General features: G+C 45.5%; 15 protein-coding genes. 6 read left to right on the top strand and 9 right to left on the bottom strand.

Features of this window, described 5'->3' with window-relative positions:
- Nucleotides 1–39 precede the first annotated feature (39 nt).
- From uspE to ccoN, 9 genes are all read right to left on the bottom strand, one after another.
- The gene (uspE, locus tag CWI76_RS02820; RefSeq protein ID WP_126758843.1) at nt 40–969 is read right to left on the bottom strand and encodes a universal stress protein UspE; all 930 of its coding nucleotides are present in this window, start codon (nt 967–969) and stop codon (nt 40–42) included.
- A gap of 69 nt (nt 970–1,038) precedes the next feature.
- Nucleotides 1,039–1,710, bottom strand: coding sequence for a sulfite exporter TauE/SafE family protein (locus tag CWI76_RS02815; RefSeq protein ID WP_241967936.1), 672 nt, complete (start codon nt 1,708–1,710; stop codon nt 1,039–1,041).
- Entirely contained in the window at nt 1,688–1,900 is a 213-nt protein-coding gene (gene ccoS / locus CWI76_RS02810) for a cbb3-type cytochrome oxidase assembly protein CcoS (RefSeq protein WP_126758842.1), read from the bottom strand. The genes CWI76_RS02815 and ccoS overlap by 23 nt, the downstream gene beginning before the upstream one ends.
- On the bottom strand, nt 1,900–4,329 hold the full coding sequence (locus CWI76_RS02805; RefSeq protein ID WP_126758841.1) for a heavy metal translocating P-type ATPase: 2,430 nt from the start codon (nt 4,327–4,329) through the stop codon (nt 1,900–1,902). The genes ccoS and CWI76_RS02805 overlap by 1 nt, the downstream gene beginning before the upstream one ends.
- 3 nt (nt 4,330–4,332) lie before the next feature.
- A complete protein-coding gene (locus CWI76_RS02800; RefSeq protein WP_126758840.1) occupies nt 4,333–4,830 on the bottom strand; it encodes a FixH family protein in 498 nt (165 codons plus the stop codon).
- Nucleotides 4,831–4,892: 62 nt separating this feature from the next.
- Nucleotides 4,893–5,840 (bottom strand): cytochrome-c oxidase, cbb3-type subunit III, encoded by a 948-nt coding sequence (gene ccoP, locus CWI76_RS02795; protein ID WP_126758839.1) that lies wholly within the window; start codon nt 5,838–5,840, stop codon nt 4,893–4,895.
- Entirely contained in the window at nt 5,833–6,024 is a 192-nt protein-coding gene (locus CWI76_RS02790; protein WP_126758838.1) for a cbb3-type cytochrome oxidase subunit 3, read from the bottom strand. The genes ccoP and CWI76_RS02790 overlap by 8 nt, the downstream gene beginning before the upstream one ends.
- A gap of 1 nt (nt 6,025) precedes the next feature.
- Nucleotides 6,026–6,646: a cytochrome-c oxidase, cbb3-type subunit II gene (gene ccoO, locus CWI76_RS02785; protein WP_126758837.1), complete on the bottom strand. Its 621-nt coding sequence runs from the start codon at nt 6,644–6,646 to the stop codon at nt 6,026–6,028.
- 12 nt (nt 6,647–6,658) lie between these two features.
- Nucleotides 6,659–8,128 carry a cytochrome-c oxidase, cbb3-type subunit I gene (gene ccoN, locus CWI76_RS02780; protein ID WP_126758836.1) on the bottom strand — a complete coding sequence of 490 codons (1,470 nt, stop codon included), beginning with the start codon at nt 8,126–8,128 and terminating at the stop codon, nt 6,659–6,661.
- 223 nt (nt 8,129–8,351) lie between these two features.
- Here ccoN and CWI76_RS02775 point away from each other — a divergent pair, with 223 nt between their 5' ends.
- The 6 genes from CWI76_RS02775 to CWI76_RS02750 all read left to right on the top strand — a co-directional run bounded on the left by CWI76_RS02775 (nt 8,352) and on the right by CWI76_RS02750 (nt 15,028).
- A complete protein-coding gene (locus tag CWI76_RS02775) occupies nt 8,352–8,744 on the top strand; it encodes a hypothetical protein (protein WP_126758835.1) in 393 nt (130 codons plus the stop codon).
- A 72-nt stretch (nt 8,745–8,816) separates the two neighbouring features.
- Nucleotides 8,817–9,296: an NfeD family protein gene (locus CWI76_RS02770; RefSeq protein WP_126758834.1), complete on the top strand. Its 480-nt coding sequence runs from the start codon at nt 8,817–8,819 to the stop codon at nt 9,294–9,296.
- A complete protein-coding gene (locus tag CWI76_RS02765; protein WP_126758833.1) occupies nt 9,293–10,219 on the top strand; it encodes an SPFH domain-containing protein in 927 nt (308 codons plus the stop codon). The genes CWI76_RS02770 and CWI76_RS02765 overlap by 4 nt, the downstream gene beginning before the upstream one ends.
- A 143-nt stretch (nt 10,220–10,362) precedes the next feature.
- Nucleotides 10,363–11,409 carry an efflux RND transporter periplasmic adaptor subunit gene (locus tag CWI76_RS02760; protein WP_126758832.1) on the top strand — a complete coding sequence of 349 codons (1,047 nt, stop codon included), beginning with the start codon at nt 10,363–10,365 and terminating at the stop codon, nt 11,407–11,409.
- Nucleotides 11,406–14,492 carry an efflux RND transporter permease subunit gene (locus CWI76_RS02755; protein ID WP_126758831.1) on the top strand — a complete coding sequence of 1,029 codons (3,087 nt, stop codon included), beginning with the start codon at nt 11,406–11,408 and terminating at the stop codon, nt 14,490–14,492. The genes CWI76_RS02760 and CWI76_RS02755 overlap by 4 nt, the downstream gene beginning before the upstream one ends.
- A complete protein-coding gene (locus CWI76_RS02750) occupies nt 14,492–15,028 on the top strand; it encodes an SRPBCC family protein (protein WP_126758830.1) in 537 nt (178 codons plus the stop codon). The genes CWI76_RS02755 and CWI76_RS02750 overlap by 1 nt, the downstream gene beginning before the upstream one ends.
- The last annotated feature ends 205 nt before the right edge of the window (nt 15,029–15,233 follow it).

Here is a 15,233-nt window from a genome sequence, read left to right as displayed (position 1 = left end):
TTAACTACTTAAACGTTGATTCGAGAAAAACGGGCGCGATTATAACTTAATTGGCGACACAAATCCCTCAGGTTTTACGGCCAATAAATCGCAATTAATCGATTCGATGACGTGTTCTGCAGTATTTCCCAATAACGCAGCAGAAAAGCCGGTACGGCCAATGGTGCCAAGAACGACCAATTCGGCATCGAGTTCATCAGCGAGTTCTGGAATAACTTGTTCAGGGAGGCCTTCAAGCACATGTTGTTGTTCTGGTGGAATATGATAGGGCATAGCGTGCTCAGCTAGTGCAACTTTATGATTATCTTCAATTGTTTCACGGTAATTTGTAGTATCAAATTCAGGTATTTCTGCTGCGATGGTAATAGGTGCACCGGGAAACGCATTAACTAAGTGCACTTCGCTTTGTAAGCAGTTTGCAAAATCTATCGCCGCTTCAGTTACTTGGCGATTAAGCGAACGATGATGATCATGCTCACCAGTGGTGTGGATTGCTGCAAGTATTTTTCCATGCTCAGGCCAATCGTGTTCCTTCACTAGCAACACTTTACACGGCGCTTTCCGCAATAGGTGCCAATCAGTCGGGGTAAACAACAACGCAGCTAAGCCTTCACGCTCATGCGTGGCTTTAACAATAATGTCGTAATGACCTTCCATTGCAGTTTCGATGATGGCCTCAAATGGACGATTATGCCACAGCACTTTTACGTCAAAATTGATATCGCGGGTGTTGTAGTCTTCAAGTAAGTCGTTAATCCACACTTTACGATCGTTGATGAGGCTATCACGCATTGTATTGCGCTCATCCGCGGCCAACATGGTCGTCATCTCGTAGGAAAAATCATAGATAGATATCATGAAAGTGACGTGCGCGCCGCTAATTCGAGCGAGGTGTATGGCGCGATTTAAAGCTTTTTGTTGCTGCCGATCGGCATCTAAAACGGCTAGTATTTTCTTTACGCAAGTCATAAATCACCTCAGAGGTAACCAACGAATATGACTTGAGTCTAGCTAAATTTTTGATAAACAGCCAAATGATTAAACGAGTTGCAGTTGACGTACGGCAATAATCAATGTCCACAAACCGTAAACAATCATTAATGCGCCCATCAGTTGACGAAAACCTTTGGACTTAAACAGTTGTTGTATGCTGTGGCTAAGCCAACCAAACGCAAACATAGCGGGCAGGGTGCCGAGACCAAAGGCAATCATGAATAAGCCGCCTTGCATCGCTGAGCCGCTGATTGCAGCCCAACTTAATGCGCTATAAACCAGTCCACAGGGCAACCACCCCCATAACATGCCTGCACTAAATAGGCTGACGTAACTTGATTTGCGCTGTCGAAAACTTGCTGCGAACGGCTGAAGACGACGCCACAAGGGTTGGCCCAATCGTTCGAGATGACGCAAACCGAACCACCACTGCCCAAGATACAAACCAAATGCAATTAATACAAAAGCAGCAATGATACGCAGGCTAACAAGGCCTTGATCGGCGAGTCCGGCAATACTTCCAACGGCAGCCCCGATAAGAGCGCCGGCAATCGCATAGGAGGTGATTCTGCCGAGATTATAAATAAATAGTTGGGTTTTATTTACTTGACCAGCAAAGGCGCCAGCGATGCCGCCACACATCATGACGCAGTGCCCAGCGCCTGCTAAGCCCATTAGCAATGCGGCAAGCCAATCAACGTTCATTTGTATCGACATTGGCGCCCTTGCGGTGTTCTTTATCTTCTTCGGATTGCGGTTTAGTCCGTGAGTCATCGTCGAGTAATATGTTCATCCCGTGACGCTCAAGATCTTCAAATTGGTCGCTCTTAACCGCAAAAAAGAATACCGCAACCGCTATGACAACGAACAATAACGCGATGGGAATGAGTACGTATAAACTATCCATTATCGGTATAACCTCAGCGAGTTGAGTAACACGATCAAGGAGCTAAGTGACATGCCAATAGCTGCAATATACGGCGTAACGAAGCCCGCCATAGCTACCGGCAGAATACCAATATTGTAGATTAATGCCCATAGGATATTTTGTCGCAGGATTTTGCGCGCTTTTGACGTTATTTCGCTGAACTGATTGAGTGCACTAAATTGGTTTCGCAGTAATACGACATCGGCCGCAGTTCTTGCCAAATCGGCGGCATGGCCAAAAGTAATGGATACATCAGCTTGTGCTAATACAGGCCCATCATTAAGGCCGTCGCCAATCATCGCAACGGGTCCATCGATTTGAGCGCTCGTTAATTTATCCAGTTTGTCGGCAGGAAGTAAATTAGCAAAAACGTGTTTGATATTAAGCTGTTCTGCAATTTGTTCAGCTAATTCTAATCGATCACCGGTTAACATGATGACTTCAATACCGGCTGCTTGCATAGCGGCTATGGTCGCTTGGGTGTCATGACGAAGTTTATCACCTACCTGCATTTCAGCGAGGACATGTTGTGATGTCGCAAGAAATACCTGAGCGCTGGTTAATTTGGGGCTAAAAGTAGGGTGCCATTGTTGAATAAAACGTAGACTGCCAATACGAACTGGTGTTACGTGACCGTCAGTGCGCCAGTTTGCTTGAAGTCCATAACCTGCCTCATTTTGAACGTCAGCTACTGATTCACGGGCTTCGGTTAAATGCCGCAACGGTGCCGCAAGTGGATGTTCTGAGTGATTTTCTAAAGCTTGCGCCAATGCTTTCACTGTTATTTCGTCAGCATGTTCTTTATAGACATGTAATTGTTGGAGAGTGAATTCTCCGGTTGTCAACGTTCCCGTTTTATCAACGAATACAGTTTTTACATCGGGTAATATCTGCAATACATCGGCATTACGCAGTAAAATTCCACTTTTATTGAGTTTATGAATTGCTCCTGTAACAGCCGTAGGAGCTGCTAAGGCTAGGGCGCAAGGGCAGGTCGCCACCAGCACCGAGAGCGTTACCCAAAATGCTTCGGCGGGGTCAATTATGGTCCAAATCAAAAATGTTGCCGCCGCTAGCATCAAAATGCGCACTACAAATTTACTCGCCATACGCTCAGCGACGCGCGCTAGCTTTGGCTTCCGCGATAGGGCTAAGTCTTGGAGCTCGATGATACTGGCTAAAACGGTTTGTTGTTGGATTGCAGAAACCTTGATGCGAATGGCTTGATTTTGATTAATGCTACCGGCTAAAACGGTTTCATGCTGATACTTGTTCACCAGCCGGCTCTCGCCGGTTAAGATGCTTTCATTCACGCCCGCACTTTTACTCAATAGCTCACCGTCGGCGGGGATCGTTGCACCAGGTAAAACTTGAATAACATCACCGATTTGTAGCCGATTTACCGCGACTGACTCATACTCGCCGTTAGCTATTTCACGTTGCGCAATGGCAGGCAGTAATTTTACTAAATTTGCTGCGGCGCTGACCGCTTTTTGACGCGCAAGAAGCTCAAAATAGCGGCCTACCAATAAAAAGAATGTAAACATGGCGACCGATTCAAAATACACTTCGCCTTCGTTTATGAATGTTGCATATGCACTCGCGCCGTACGCCGAAAGTAAGGCAAATGTAACCGGAACATCCATATTCGGTTGTCCCGCCTGAATACTCCGAATAGCACTGATATAAAAGGGTTGCGCGCTATAAAGCAATACCGGCGTGGCCATAAAAAGACTGATCCACCACATAAATTGTCGCAGTTCAGCATCGAGATCACTTACAACGCCAAAATAGAGGCCAATAGCAAGCATCATGACTTGCATTGTCGCTAATCCAGCCACCCCAAGCCGAGTGACAAAATAGCGACGGCGTTGTTTAAATTCTTGTTCTTGGTTGGCAGCTTGAAAGGGTAATGCTCGATAGCCGAGTTCGGCGATGGCCTGTAGTATCTCACTGAGCTTCACTGCATCAGGTTGCCAGCGAATCGCCACTCGCTCTGTGGTTGCGTTTACTTGAACTTGCTGAACCCCTGCCAGTCGGCTGAGATGCTGTTCAATTAGCCAGGCACAGGCAGAACAAGTCATGCCATCGATAGATAAATTGATACTGCGCAAGCCGTCTTCTGAGCGCGTAAATTGCTGTTGCAGCTGCTCATCGTCATAGGCCGTTAATTGCTGCAACTCCTCAGGAACAAGTGGCACTTGCAGGGGGTTGCTGGTATCGCGATATTGATAAAAATGAAGTAGATTTTGCTGAGCTATGGTTTCAGCCACGGCCTGGCAACCATAGCAGCAAACTGAATAAGTTTTGTTATGTAACGTAACAGGGTAACCACCGTCTTCAGGCAAAGGCTGAAGACAATGGAAACATAGACCTTCAGGAACATCTGGCAATGTGCTGCTGGCCATGAATTAAACGCCGTATGTTAGCGGCTTAATAGCAAGCTCTCGATAAGCTGGAAGCTGAACTTGCTGCGTTACTCGCCAGCTATCGTCAAATGGCGTTATCGTAATCGTCCATTTGCCTTCTTCATTGTCTGGAAGACTGCCTCGATAAACACCTTGCGCATCGGCTGTTAAGGTTACAGTGAAATCTTTTTCCGCAAGCGTGGTGTGATAAAAGCTAACCTTGAGCGCACTAAACTGTTCCGGAGCGCCGCTATTATAAGTTAATGTAAACGCATTCTCCGATTGCTTAAACGTAAACTCAATGTTCAGGGCTTGTGCGGCTTGAACTTTTTCGACTTGAGCATTAATACCGCGTCCTTTCTTATAATAGTCATCCACAACCATTGGGTTATCTCCATAACCGCTTGCAATGGTTAATGTGATAATCATAGCGATAACAACAGAAAACGGGATGAGCATTAAGAACCACGGCCAAAACTGCTTATACCAAGGCTTTTCCATGCGACACAAACCTCAACTTATGTAATTTAAAGAAAAAGCCCCGCAGGAGCGGGGCTTTTCGATTAGTCCTGCGACAGTCCGTAAACGTACGAACTAATAACGTGGATTTTATCCTCTCCGAGGATATCTTTCCATGCTGGCATGACGCCGTTACGACCATTACGTAACGTTTCTTCGATAGCATCCTGTGAACCGCCATATAACCAAACGTTATCGGTTAAGTTTGGCGCGCCAAGTGCTTGGTTGCCTTTCCCATTTGGGCCATGACAAGCTGCGCAAGCTGCAAAATTTGATTCGCCAGCTTTAGCTAATTCTGGGTCAACCTTACGACCACTTAAACTCATAACATAATGCGCAAGTTCGGTAATTTGCTGATCATTAAATTGAGTTTGAGCTGGCATAACGCCATTGCGGCCTTCCATTAGAGAATGCTTAATGGCTTCTGGGCTGCCGCCATATAGCCAGTCATCATCGGTCAGGTTAGGGAAGCCTTTACCACCCATAGCATTTGAACCATGACACTGAGCACAGTTTTGAATGAATAGGCGTTGACCAATCTTAACCGCTTCAGGGTCTTGCGCCAATTCTTCAATCGGGCGCTCAGACAATGCAGCAAATACTGGGCCAAACTTTTCTTCTGCCTGGTCCATTTGACGATCATATTCAACAATCAAACCAGCTTCGCGAGCCGCTTCGGTTGCTTCTTTAGATTGCTCTAATGAACGAACGTCTTGGTTCGAGCTACTCCAGCCGAGTAGGCCAGTGAAGTTACCCAAACCAGGATACAGGGCTAAATACAAGAAACCCCAGACAATCGTGATCCAGAATAAAATGGTCCACCATTTCGGCATTGGGTTGTTAATTTCCACGATACCGTCAAATTCGTGATCCATTAATTCACCTTCTTTAATGCCGGTGTAATTGGTCATATTCCAGCGTAATAGCCAGATAATAAACACCAAGAAGGCTAAAGTTAGGACAATAATCCATGCACTCCAGAAGCTACTCATTATTCTTCGACTCCTGTTTAGTACTGTCTTTGGTTACAGACGATTTTTCATCTTCATCAAATATGGAGTTGGCGGCTTCATCAAAGTTCTTTTTTTGACCTTTGCTATAGGCCCACCAAACCACACCGATAAACAGTACGAAAACTAATACGGTGTAAAAACTACGCCAAGTGATGTAATCCATCTTACTCAGCCTGCGTTAAGCCAGTTCCAAGCACTTGCAGATATGCAATCAAGGCTTCCATTTCTGTCTTGCCTTCAACTGCAGCCTTTGCACCAGCGATATCTTCGTCAGTGTAAGGCACTCCAAATGAACGGAATACTTCCAATTTCTTAGCTGTTAACTCACCATCAAGTGTGTTTTCAGCAAGCCATGGAAAAGCCGGCATGTTTGATTCTGGAACCACATCACGCGGATTGATCAAGTGAACATAGTGCCATTCATCACTGTAACGACCACCAACCCGAGCCAAATCAGGACCTGTGCGTTTTGATCCCCATAGGAACGGGCGCTCCCACACATGTTCACCAGCGAGTGAATAGTGACCGTAACGTTCAGTTTCAGAGCGAAATGGACGAATCATCTGGCTGTGACAGTTGCTACATCCTTCGCGAATGTATATGTCACGACCCTCCATTTCTAAGGCAGTGTATGGTTTTAAACCAACCACTGGCTCATTCGTTTGTTTTTGGAAAACTAGCGGAGTAATTTCAACTAAACCGCCAATAGAGATGGCAATAGTCATAAGGACCGCCAACCAACCAACGCGTTTTTCAACGAATGCGTGAGTAACGTTTTTGCTCATTTCATCGTCTCCTTAAGCTGACTGAGTCGCTACTGCTGGAGCAGGCTTATGCTCGGGTGCGGTATCAACAAATTCAACGGTTGGTTTACCAGCGCGAATTGTGCGATACATATTGATTGCCATGAGCACCATACCGGTAACGATGAATAGGCCACCCACAAAGCGAATGAACCAGAATGGATAAGACGCTACGACACTTTCAACAAAACTGTAGGTTAGGGTACCATCAGTTGCATTGACAGCCCGCCACATCAAACCTTGCATTACACCCGAAATCCATAACGCTACGATATACAGAACAACGCCGATGGTGTGTAACCAGAAGTGAATATTAATCCAACGCACATTGTGCATTTGTGTTTGGTTCCACAAGCGTGGAATCAGGTAATACAACGAACCGATAGTAATCATTGCAACCCAACCCAATGCACCAGAATGAACGTGACCAACGGTCCAATCTGTATAGTGTGACAATGCGTTAACTGATTTAATCGCCATCATCGGGCCTTCGAACGTTGACATGCCGTAGAATGACAATGACACGATCAAGAAGCGTAAAATTGGGTCTGTTTTGAGCTTATGCCAAGCGCCAGACAAGGTCATGATACCGTTGATCATGCCGCCCCAAGATGGAACAAATAGAATCACCGACATCACCATACCTAATGACTGTGTCCAGTCAGGCAGAGCAGTGTAGTGCAAGTGGTGAGGGCCAGCCCAAATATATAGCGAGATAAGAGCCCAGAAGTGCACAACTGACAATCGGTAGGAATAAACCGGACGCTCAGCTTGTTTAGGTACAAAGTAGTACATCATACCTAAGAATCCGGCGGTTAATAGGAAACCTACCGCATTGTGGCCGTACCACCATTGAATCATCGCGTCGGTTGCCCCAGCATAAAGGCTGTAAGACTTGGTGAATGATACCGGGATAGCCATGCTGTTAACGATATGCAAAACGGCGATAGTGACGATAAAACCACCATAGAACCAGTTAGCAACATAAATGTGTGACGTTCTACGCTTCACTAAGGTACCAAAGAAAACAATAACATAGGCGATCCACACCAGCGCTATTAATATATCAATTGGCCACTCTAATTCTGCGTATTCTTTTGTGCTTGTTAGACCCATTGGCAGCGTGACAACAGCTGATAGAATAACCGCTTGCCAACCCCAGAATACAAAGCTCGCTAACTTATCGGAGAATAATGCTGTTTTACATGTCTTCTGAACAATGTAAAACGATGTTCCCATCAAAGCAGACGTACCAAATGCAAAAATTACCGCATTGGTATGCAATGGACGTAACCGCGAGTAGGTAAGCCATGGCGTGTCAAAGTTTAATTCTGGCCAGATCAGCTGCGCAGCAATAAGTACGCCGACTGTCATGCCAATGATTCCCCAAATAACGGTCATAATGGCGAACTGCCGTACAACCTTTAGGTTATATTCAATTTGTTGTGGATTCGTTTGGCTCATTTTTGTTTTCCGCGTTGATGCTCTGAAAATTTAAGACAGAGTAACGTGACAAATAATAGGTTGCCTGTCCGTTCCCTTATCGGTAGTTTGACAAACGGGTGTATTTTACGAGTTTTGAACCAAGAAAAACAGGCTGAAAACAGGAAAAATAAGCGGTTTACGGGCGCTTGGCGAAATAATGTACACTTCGGGCAATTCCATTTTTGAGGTAAAAAATACCCGCATGAAAGTTAAGGTCTTTATTTTCGCGCTGTTGAGCGTTTTCTTGTTAAGTAGTTGTGAACAACAACAACCTCCTGAACAGCATAGAACAAATGAAAAAATCTTCCATAAATTTGATCCGGATCAACCTCGGGTCGAAGAGCCGTTTGCAATTGAATTTACGGTGCCCGAGGGTCTAATTTTGGAGCAGGGTAAACTCGAGGGTGTTTCTATGTATATGGGCGTAATTCCGCTTGTCGTAGAACAAGAGACAGACACCACATGGCAGGTTAAAGTTTGGCTTGGTGCTTGTAGTGATCCACAAATGCGTTGGCAAGCTAGTGTGCCTTGGTACAATCAGGCGACCAACGTAAAAGGTTATTATCGGTTCGAATTCACCACGGAAACCAATTGAAACAATTAAAACAAGTGGTGGTTTTCAACGCATGCTATAGTTTTTATGGAACAAATTTAACAAGGTGGCTACATGTCTATCGCTTTAATATGGATTTTGGTCGGTGTGGTTTTGATTATCTCGGAGCTGTTGCTAACGAGTGTTGTTGCTGTATTTCTAGGCATTGGCGCGATTGTTACAGGGCTATTGGTACACTGGGGGTTGATTGATGATTTGGCAATTCAGTTTGCGGTTTTCGGAATTGTAAGTCTGGTCACGCTATTATTGGCTCGCGGGCGTATCAAGCGCTGGTTTACAGGCTATACGGCCGATGAAGACGAAACTCGGCCGAACTTCCAGCGTGATATTGGCGCGCGCGTGACTGTTGTCAAAGCGTTCAATCATGGTGCTGGGCGCGTCGTCTTAAATGGCGTTCAATGGGATGCGTTTTCAGAGGATGATTTACAAGTTGGTGATACGGCATGGGTGGTCGCGAATGAAGGCATTCAACTCACCGTACAAAAAGAAAGATTAACTGCAAGAAATCAGACAAAAGGAAGCGATAACTCATGAATGGTACCAATATTGAAACGGTCTTAGCGATTGGTTTTGCGATTGCTGTCGTTATTATAATTTTGAAGTCGGCGCGTATCGTGCCGCAACGCTCAAATTTTGTAATTGAACGCTTAGGGAAATATAGCCGAACGCTTGATTCAGGCTTTCACATTTTAATTCCTTTTATCGATAAAGTGGCTTATCAACATACTCTAAAAGAAGAAGTCATTGATGTTGAACGTCAAGCTTGTGTAACACGCGATAACATTCAAGTTGGTATTAATGGTGTGCTGTATATTCAAGTGGTCGATGCCCACAAAGCAAGTTATGGCATCAATGATTATCGCTATGCCGCTTCGCAGTTGGCACAAACAACCATGCGCTCAGTCATTGGTCAAACTGATTTAGATAAGACGTTTGAGGAACGCGCGCGAATTAACGAAATTGTTGTACAGGCACTTGATGAAGCAGCATCGCCATGGGGAATAAAGGTGTTGCGTTATGAAATTTCAGATATCGAATTGCCGATGAGCATCAAAGATGCGTTGGAACAGCAAATGCGTGCAGAACGTGAGCGTCGCGCCGCCATCGCAAAATCGGAAGGCGAGCGCCAAGCAATGATCAATGTTTCCGAGGGTCATAAGCAAGAAGTCATTAACCTTTCTGAAGCAGAAAAGCAGAAACAAATCAATGAAGCAGAAGGGCGCGCGCGTGAAATTGAACTGATTGCAGAAGCCACCGCCGAAGGTCTTGGGAAAATTGCTCTTGCAATTCAACAGCCTGGTGGTCAAGACGCAGTTAGTTTGCGCGTAGCTGAACAATATGTGAAGGAATTCGGTAACTTAGCAAAAGAAACCAATACTCTAATTTTACCTGCACAGCTCGCGGATATCGGCAGCGCCGTTGCCGGCTTGACCGAAATCATCAAGAAGAAGAGCTAACCCGCTATACTTCACTTTATTTGGCACAAATAGAAATCGAGCGTAAATAGAAGGTCGTTCATCGAAGATGGACGACCTTTTATGATCAATTTTGCGAAAATCTAACTACCTAGTGTAAGCAAACTATCAGATAGGAAATATTCATGCAGTGGTTGAATCGATTAGCGGTTATCGGATGTCTCGTTGTGGGTGCAAGTGTTATTCCTTCCTCACTTGCGCAACAATGGGGCGGAGACCGTGCCGCTTGGGTGGTGATGCAACCAGTTGGATTCGAGCGTGTACAACGCAGCGTTGAAGCGGTCGGCTATGCTGAAGCTCAGCGTTCAGTAGCATTGTATCCTGCAGTTGGTGATCTCGTCTTAGAAGTTAATTTTCAGCCCGGTGAACGTGTCGAACAAGGAGATGTCTTGGTGCGACTCGATGATCGTCAACAGCAAGTTGATCTTCAGCGCGCTCGAATTGAACTTGAGGACGCCGAGCGGACCGTCCGACGATTAACCACAAGTCGTCAGCAGGGCGCCATATCGCAAAGTGAGCTTGATATCGCTGTAACTGCAAGAGATTTGTTGAAGGTAGCAGCGCGAGAAGCCGAAATAGCTTATGAAGATCGCCAAGTGCGCGCACCATTTGATGGTGTTCTAGGAATAACGGATGTTGAACCTGGCGATAGAATTACCACCCAGACTTTAATTTCAACGATTGATAAACGTGAGCAACTTTACATTGATTTTAAGGCGCCCGAAGCAGCAATGGAGTTATTACAGCGTGGCGCAGAGTTGATTGTTCGTCCTTGGGCAAGTCGAGGGCAGGCAATACCAGCAGAGATTGTCGAAGTAGACTCTCGCGTTGATTTAACAAACCGAACCATTCGCGTTCGGGCAGCTATTGATAATAGTAACGATTTATATCGTCCGGGGATGAGTTTTCGTGCAGCGCTTACCTATCAAGGTGATAGTTATGCAGTAGTACCCGAAGCAGCCTTGATGTGGAGTGCTGATGGCGCCTATGTCTGGGTAGAGAAAGACGGTAAAGCGCAGCGGGTCGATGTCAATATCGAACAGCGATTGGAAGGTCGAATACTTGTTTCTGGTGAACTTCAATTGGGTGATAACCTAATTGTTGAAGGTGTACAAAGTTTACGAGCAGGTCAATCAGTTCGTGAAGCGCCAGCTGCGGAGTCGCAGTCATGAAATTTTCGCCGATGCTAAATGATTTACCCTCACTGGCAATTCGTCGCCCGATTTTAATTATCGTTCTGAATTTATTGATTATCATCGCGGGTTACGCAGCAATTAACGGCGTTGAAGTTCGTGAATTACCGGATGTTGACCGACCCATTGTAACGGTATCAGCAAGCTTCCCTGGTGCCGCTCCGGAAACCGTTGATACTGAGGTTACCAGTATCTTAGAAGGTGCCGCTGCTCGTGTGAGTGGCGTTAAGCAAATTCGTGCATCGAGTGAAGAAGGTAGCTCGCGTATTGTGGTTGAATTTCGACCGGGTATTGACCTTGATAGCGCCGCCAATGAAATGCGTGAAACGGTTAGTCAAGTCGAACGACGATTGCCCGAAGAGGTGGAAAACGTCGCAGTAATAAAAGCCGATAACGATGCGCAATCAGTTGTATCGCTTGCCGTTTCGAGTGCTACATTAGACCTCGAAACCTTAACTGAACGTGTTGAAACCGACCTTGCTCCCAATTTTTTAAGCGTTCCAGGTGTTGCTGATGTGCGTTTAAACGGTGATCGGCAACGCGTTCTGCGAGTAATTTTAGATCCTTTATTATTAGCGAGCTTTGAGTTAACCGTAAGTGACGTCGCTGACGTTTTAAGACAGGCGCCATTTGATGTTCCGGCTGGTAGCTTAAAATCGACAGATCAGCAGCTGATTGTTCGTGCGGACGCAAGCTCTGTAACCGTTGACGATGTTGAAAACATCGTGGTGCGTGATACGACACGAATTGGTGATATCGCGACGGTATTCTTTGGGCCGGCCGATGCCAGCAGTATGGTGCGCTTAGATGGTAAGCCAGTCATTGGCCTCGGTATCATTCGGCAAGCACGATCGAATACGATTGAAATTTCTGATGAAGTGCTTGAACTTGTTGATCGCTTGCAATTGCAGTATCCAGAATTAGATATTCAAGTCACGTCCGACGATGCGAAATTTATTCGAAGTTCGGTACAAGAGGTTTTTGTTTCCTTAGCTTTAACAATTGCTTTAGTTGTTGTAACGCTCTGGGTGTTCATCGGCTCTGGGCGTGCCACAATTATTCCAGCATTTGCAATACCGGTTGCATTAATCGGCTCGATTGCAGTGATATGGGTGCTTGGTTTCTCAATTAATATCTTGACCTTATTAGCGCTTGTACTTGCGACTGGTCTTATTGTTGATGATGCGATTGTCGTATCCGAAAATATTCAACGACGTCGAGGTCTTGGATTAGGCGCGCGAGCATCGGCAGTGGTTGGTACACGAGAAGTATTTTTTGCCGTTGTTGCGACAACCGCTGTACTTGTAGCTGTTTTTGTTCCAATTGCGTTTCTGCCGTCAACAGCAGGGCGATTATTCCGCGAATTTGGTGGGGTGCTTGCCACAGCTGTAATTATCTCATCTTTCGTAGCCTTGTCCTTAGTGCCGGCATTAACAGCCCGTCTTCCGCTGAAAGAAGCAAAAGAAACGCGGCTACAAAAAGTCGGTAGTAAGCTACGTGATATTTACGTAAAAACGCTTCATGTGGCACTCGATAAAGCGTTGCTGATATTTGTTGCTAGTACGGTTATCGCTGGCACAGCCGGTTATCTATACTTCCAAGTCGACAATGAACTCATGCCCAATGAAGACCGCGGCACCATCCGTATCTTTGCGCGTGGGCCTGATGGTGTCGGTATTGATTTTATGGATCGCCAAGCACAGAAGATGGAAGAAATTTTATTACCTTATGTGAATGGCGGAGCAGTCGACAGTATTAACACAGTCGTTGGGCAATGGGACCCCAACTTGGTGTTTATAACAGTACGTTTAACTGACTGGGAAGAACGCGATCAAAGTCAGCAAGACATCATTGATGAAATAAGCGGACCGTTAAGTGAAATTCCTGGCGCTCCAGCACGTGCGTTTGGTTCAAATAGCCTTAATTTGCGAGGCCAAGGTGGTGGTTTAGAGTTTGCCTTAACCGGCGATGAATATCCTGAAATCTTCCGCGCGGCGCAAAAATTCGCTGCTCGTTTACAGGATGAAATGCCTGAGGTTGGATTCCCTCGAATTGGTTACCAGCCGACGCAGCCCCAATTGCGCGTAAATATAGATCGTAAACGAGCGGAAGAGCTCGGCGTGCCTTTAGCTGATATTTCCACAACATTACGAGCGGCTATTAACGGTTTAGATGTAACCGATTTGAACATTGGTGACCAAGCGGTGCCAATTATGTTGCAAGCCCAGCGTGATTTAGTTCGTGATCCGACAGACATCATGAACCTGTACGTCGGCTCGCAAGCGACAGGTCTTGTCCCTCTATCGAGTTTGACCACATTAACTGAGGAGGGCGTTCCAGCTGAATTAGAGCGGCGTTCTCAACGACGAGCAATCCAAGTCGATATGCAGCAACCGAGTTCGATTCCGCTCGAGCAAGTTGTTGAGCGTATGCGCGAAATTGCTGCCGAAGAATTACCCAGTGGTATTGGGTTAGTTTTACTTGGCGAAGCTGAAGCCTATGAAGAAACTGCTCGTGAGGTGGCGCTGACGTATATTTTAGCTTTTATTATTGTTTTCTTGGTATTAGCGGCACAATTTGAAAGCGTGAATTCAGCCATAGTTGTTATGGCGACGGTGCCATTTGGTATTGCTGCGGCTTTCTTTGCGCTTTACGTTACTGGCACGTCCATCAACATATTCTCACAGATTGGTTTAGTCATGCTGATAGGACTTATCGCCAAGAACTCTATTCTATTGGTGGAGTTTGCCGATCAGCTTCGCGACCAAGGCGAAAGTGTGCGTCAAGCAATTGAAAATGCAGCGGAAATTCGTCTACGCCCAATTATGATGACGTTGGTATCAACCTTGTTAGGTGCGCTGCCTTTGATTCTTTCTATTGGTGCCGGCGCTGAATCGCGTAATGCAATTGGTTGGGTTGTATTTGGCGGTCTTGCCTTTGCTGTGCTATTTACTTTGTACTTAACGCCAGTTTTATATCTTGCTATCGCTCGATTTACTAAGCCGCGTGCCGATGAAACGAATCGGTTAGAAGACGAAATGAAGCGAGCAGGGGAATTGTAATGAATCGTATCCATCAGTTTCTTTTCGCCAATGCGTTGCTACTTACTGCAACGTTTACGCCAATCGAAAGCCAAGCTGAAGTGATTGACAGTAGTGCTCAGGGATTTACTCTTGAATTTAAACAAACCGTGAACGCTTCTATTACTGATGTCTATAATGGCTTAACCGATGACATTGGCCAGTGGTGGCTTGATGATCATACGTGGTTCGGCGAAGGCAAAAACATGAACCTAGATGCCGTAGCTGGTGGGTGTTTTTGTGAAATATTCGGTGACTCACAAGTTCAACACATGCAGGTTGCGATGGTTACCCCGAATCAATTCATTCGATTATTAGGAGGCTTGGGACCACTACAAGGCGAAGGTGTCACTGGTGTTATGGAATGGCGGTTAACTCAAATCGATGATGCCAGTACCGAGCTAACGGTTTTTTACCGTGTCGGCGGTTATACACCTAATGACCTAAGCCAATGGGCTCCTGCAGTTGAAAATGTTCTTCAACAACAAATGAGTGCAATGAAGACATTTGTAGAGTAACGACTTTTCGATTAAAAAGCCTCACATTAAACGCGTAATCTAATCCATATCCGAAATCGTTCGCTACGTGAAATCTGTATGATTTTGCGTAGCTGAACTGCCAATTTTTCAAAATACGCACGAATTAGCGCTATAAATGTAAGTCATCACATAACACCTATACACTGAATATAATACGATTTAACATAATATACATTATACGAAA

Source organism: Pseudidiomarina marina (assembly GCF_003987045.1).
In the GTDB taxonomy this organism is placed as follows: Bacteria; Pseudomonadota; Gammaproteobacteria; order Enterobacterales; family Alteromonadaceae; genus Pseudidiomarina; species Pseudidiomarina marina.
The sequence above is the reverse complement of the archived record's forward strand: the minus strand, read 5'-3'. Positions and strand labels throughout refer to the sequence as shown.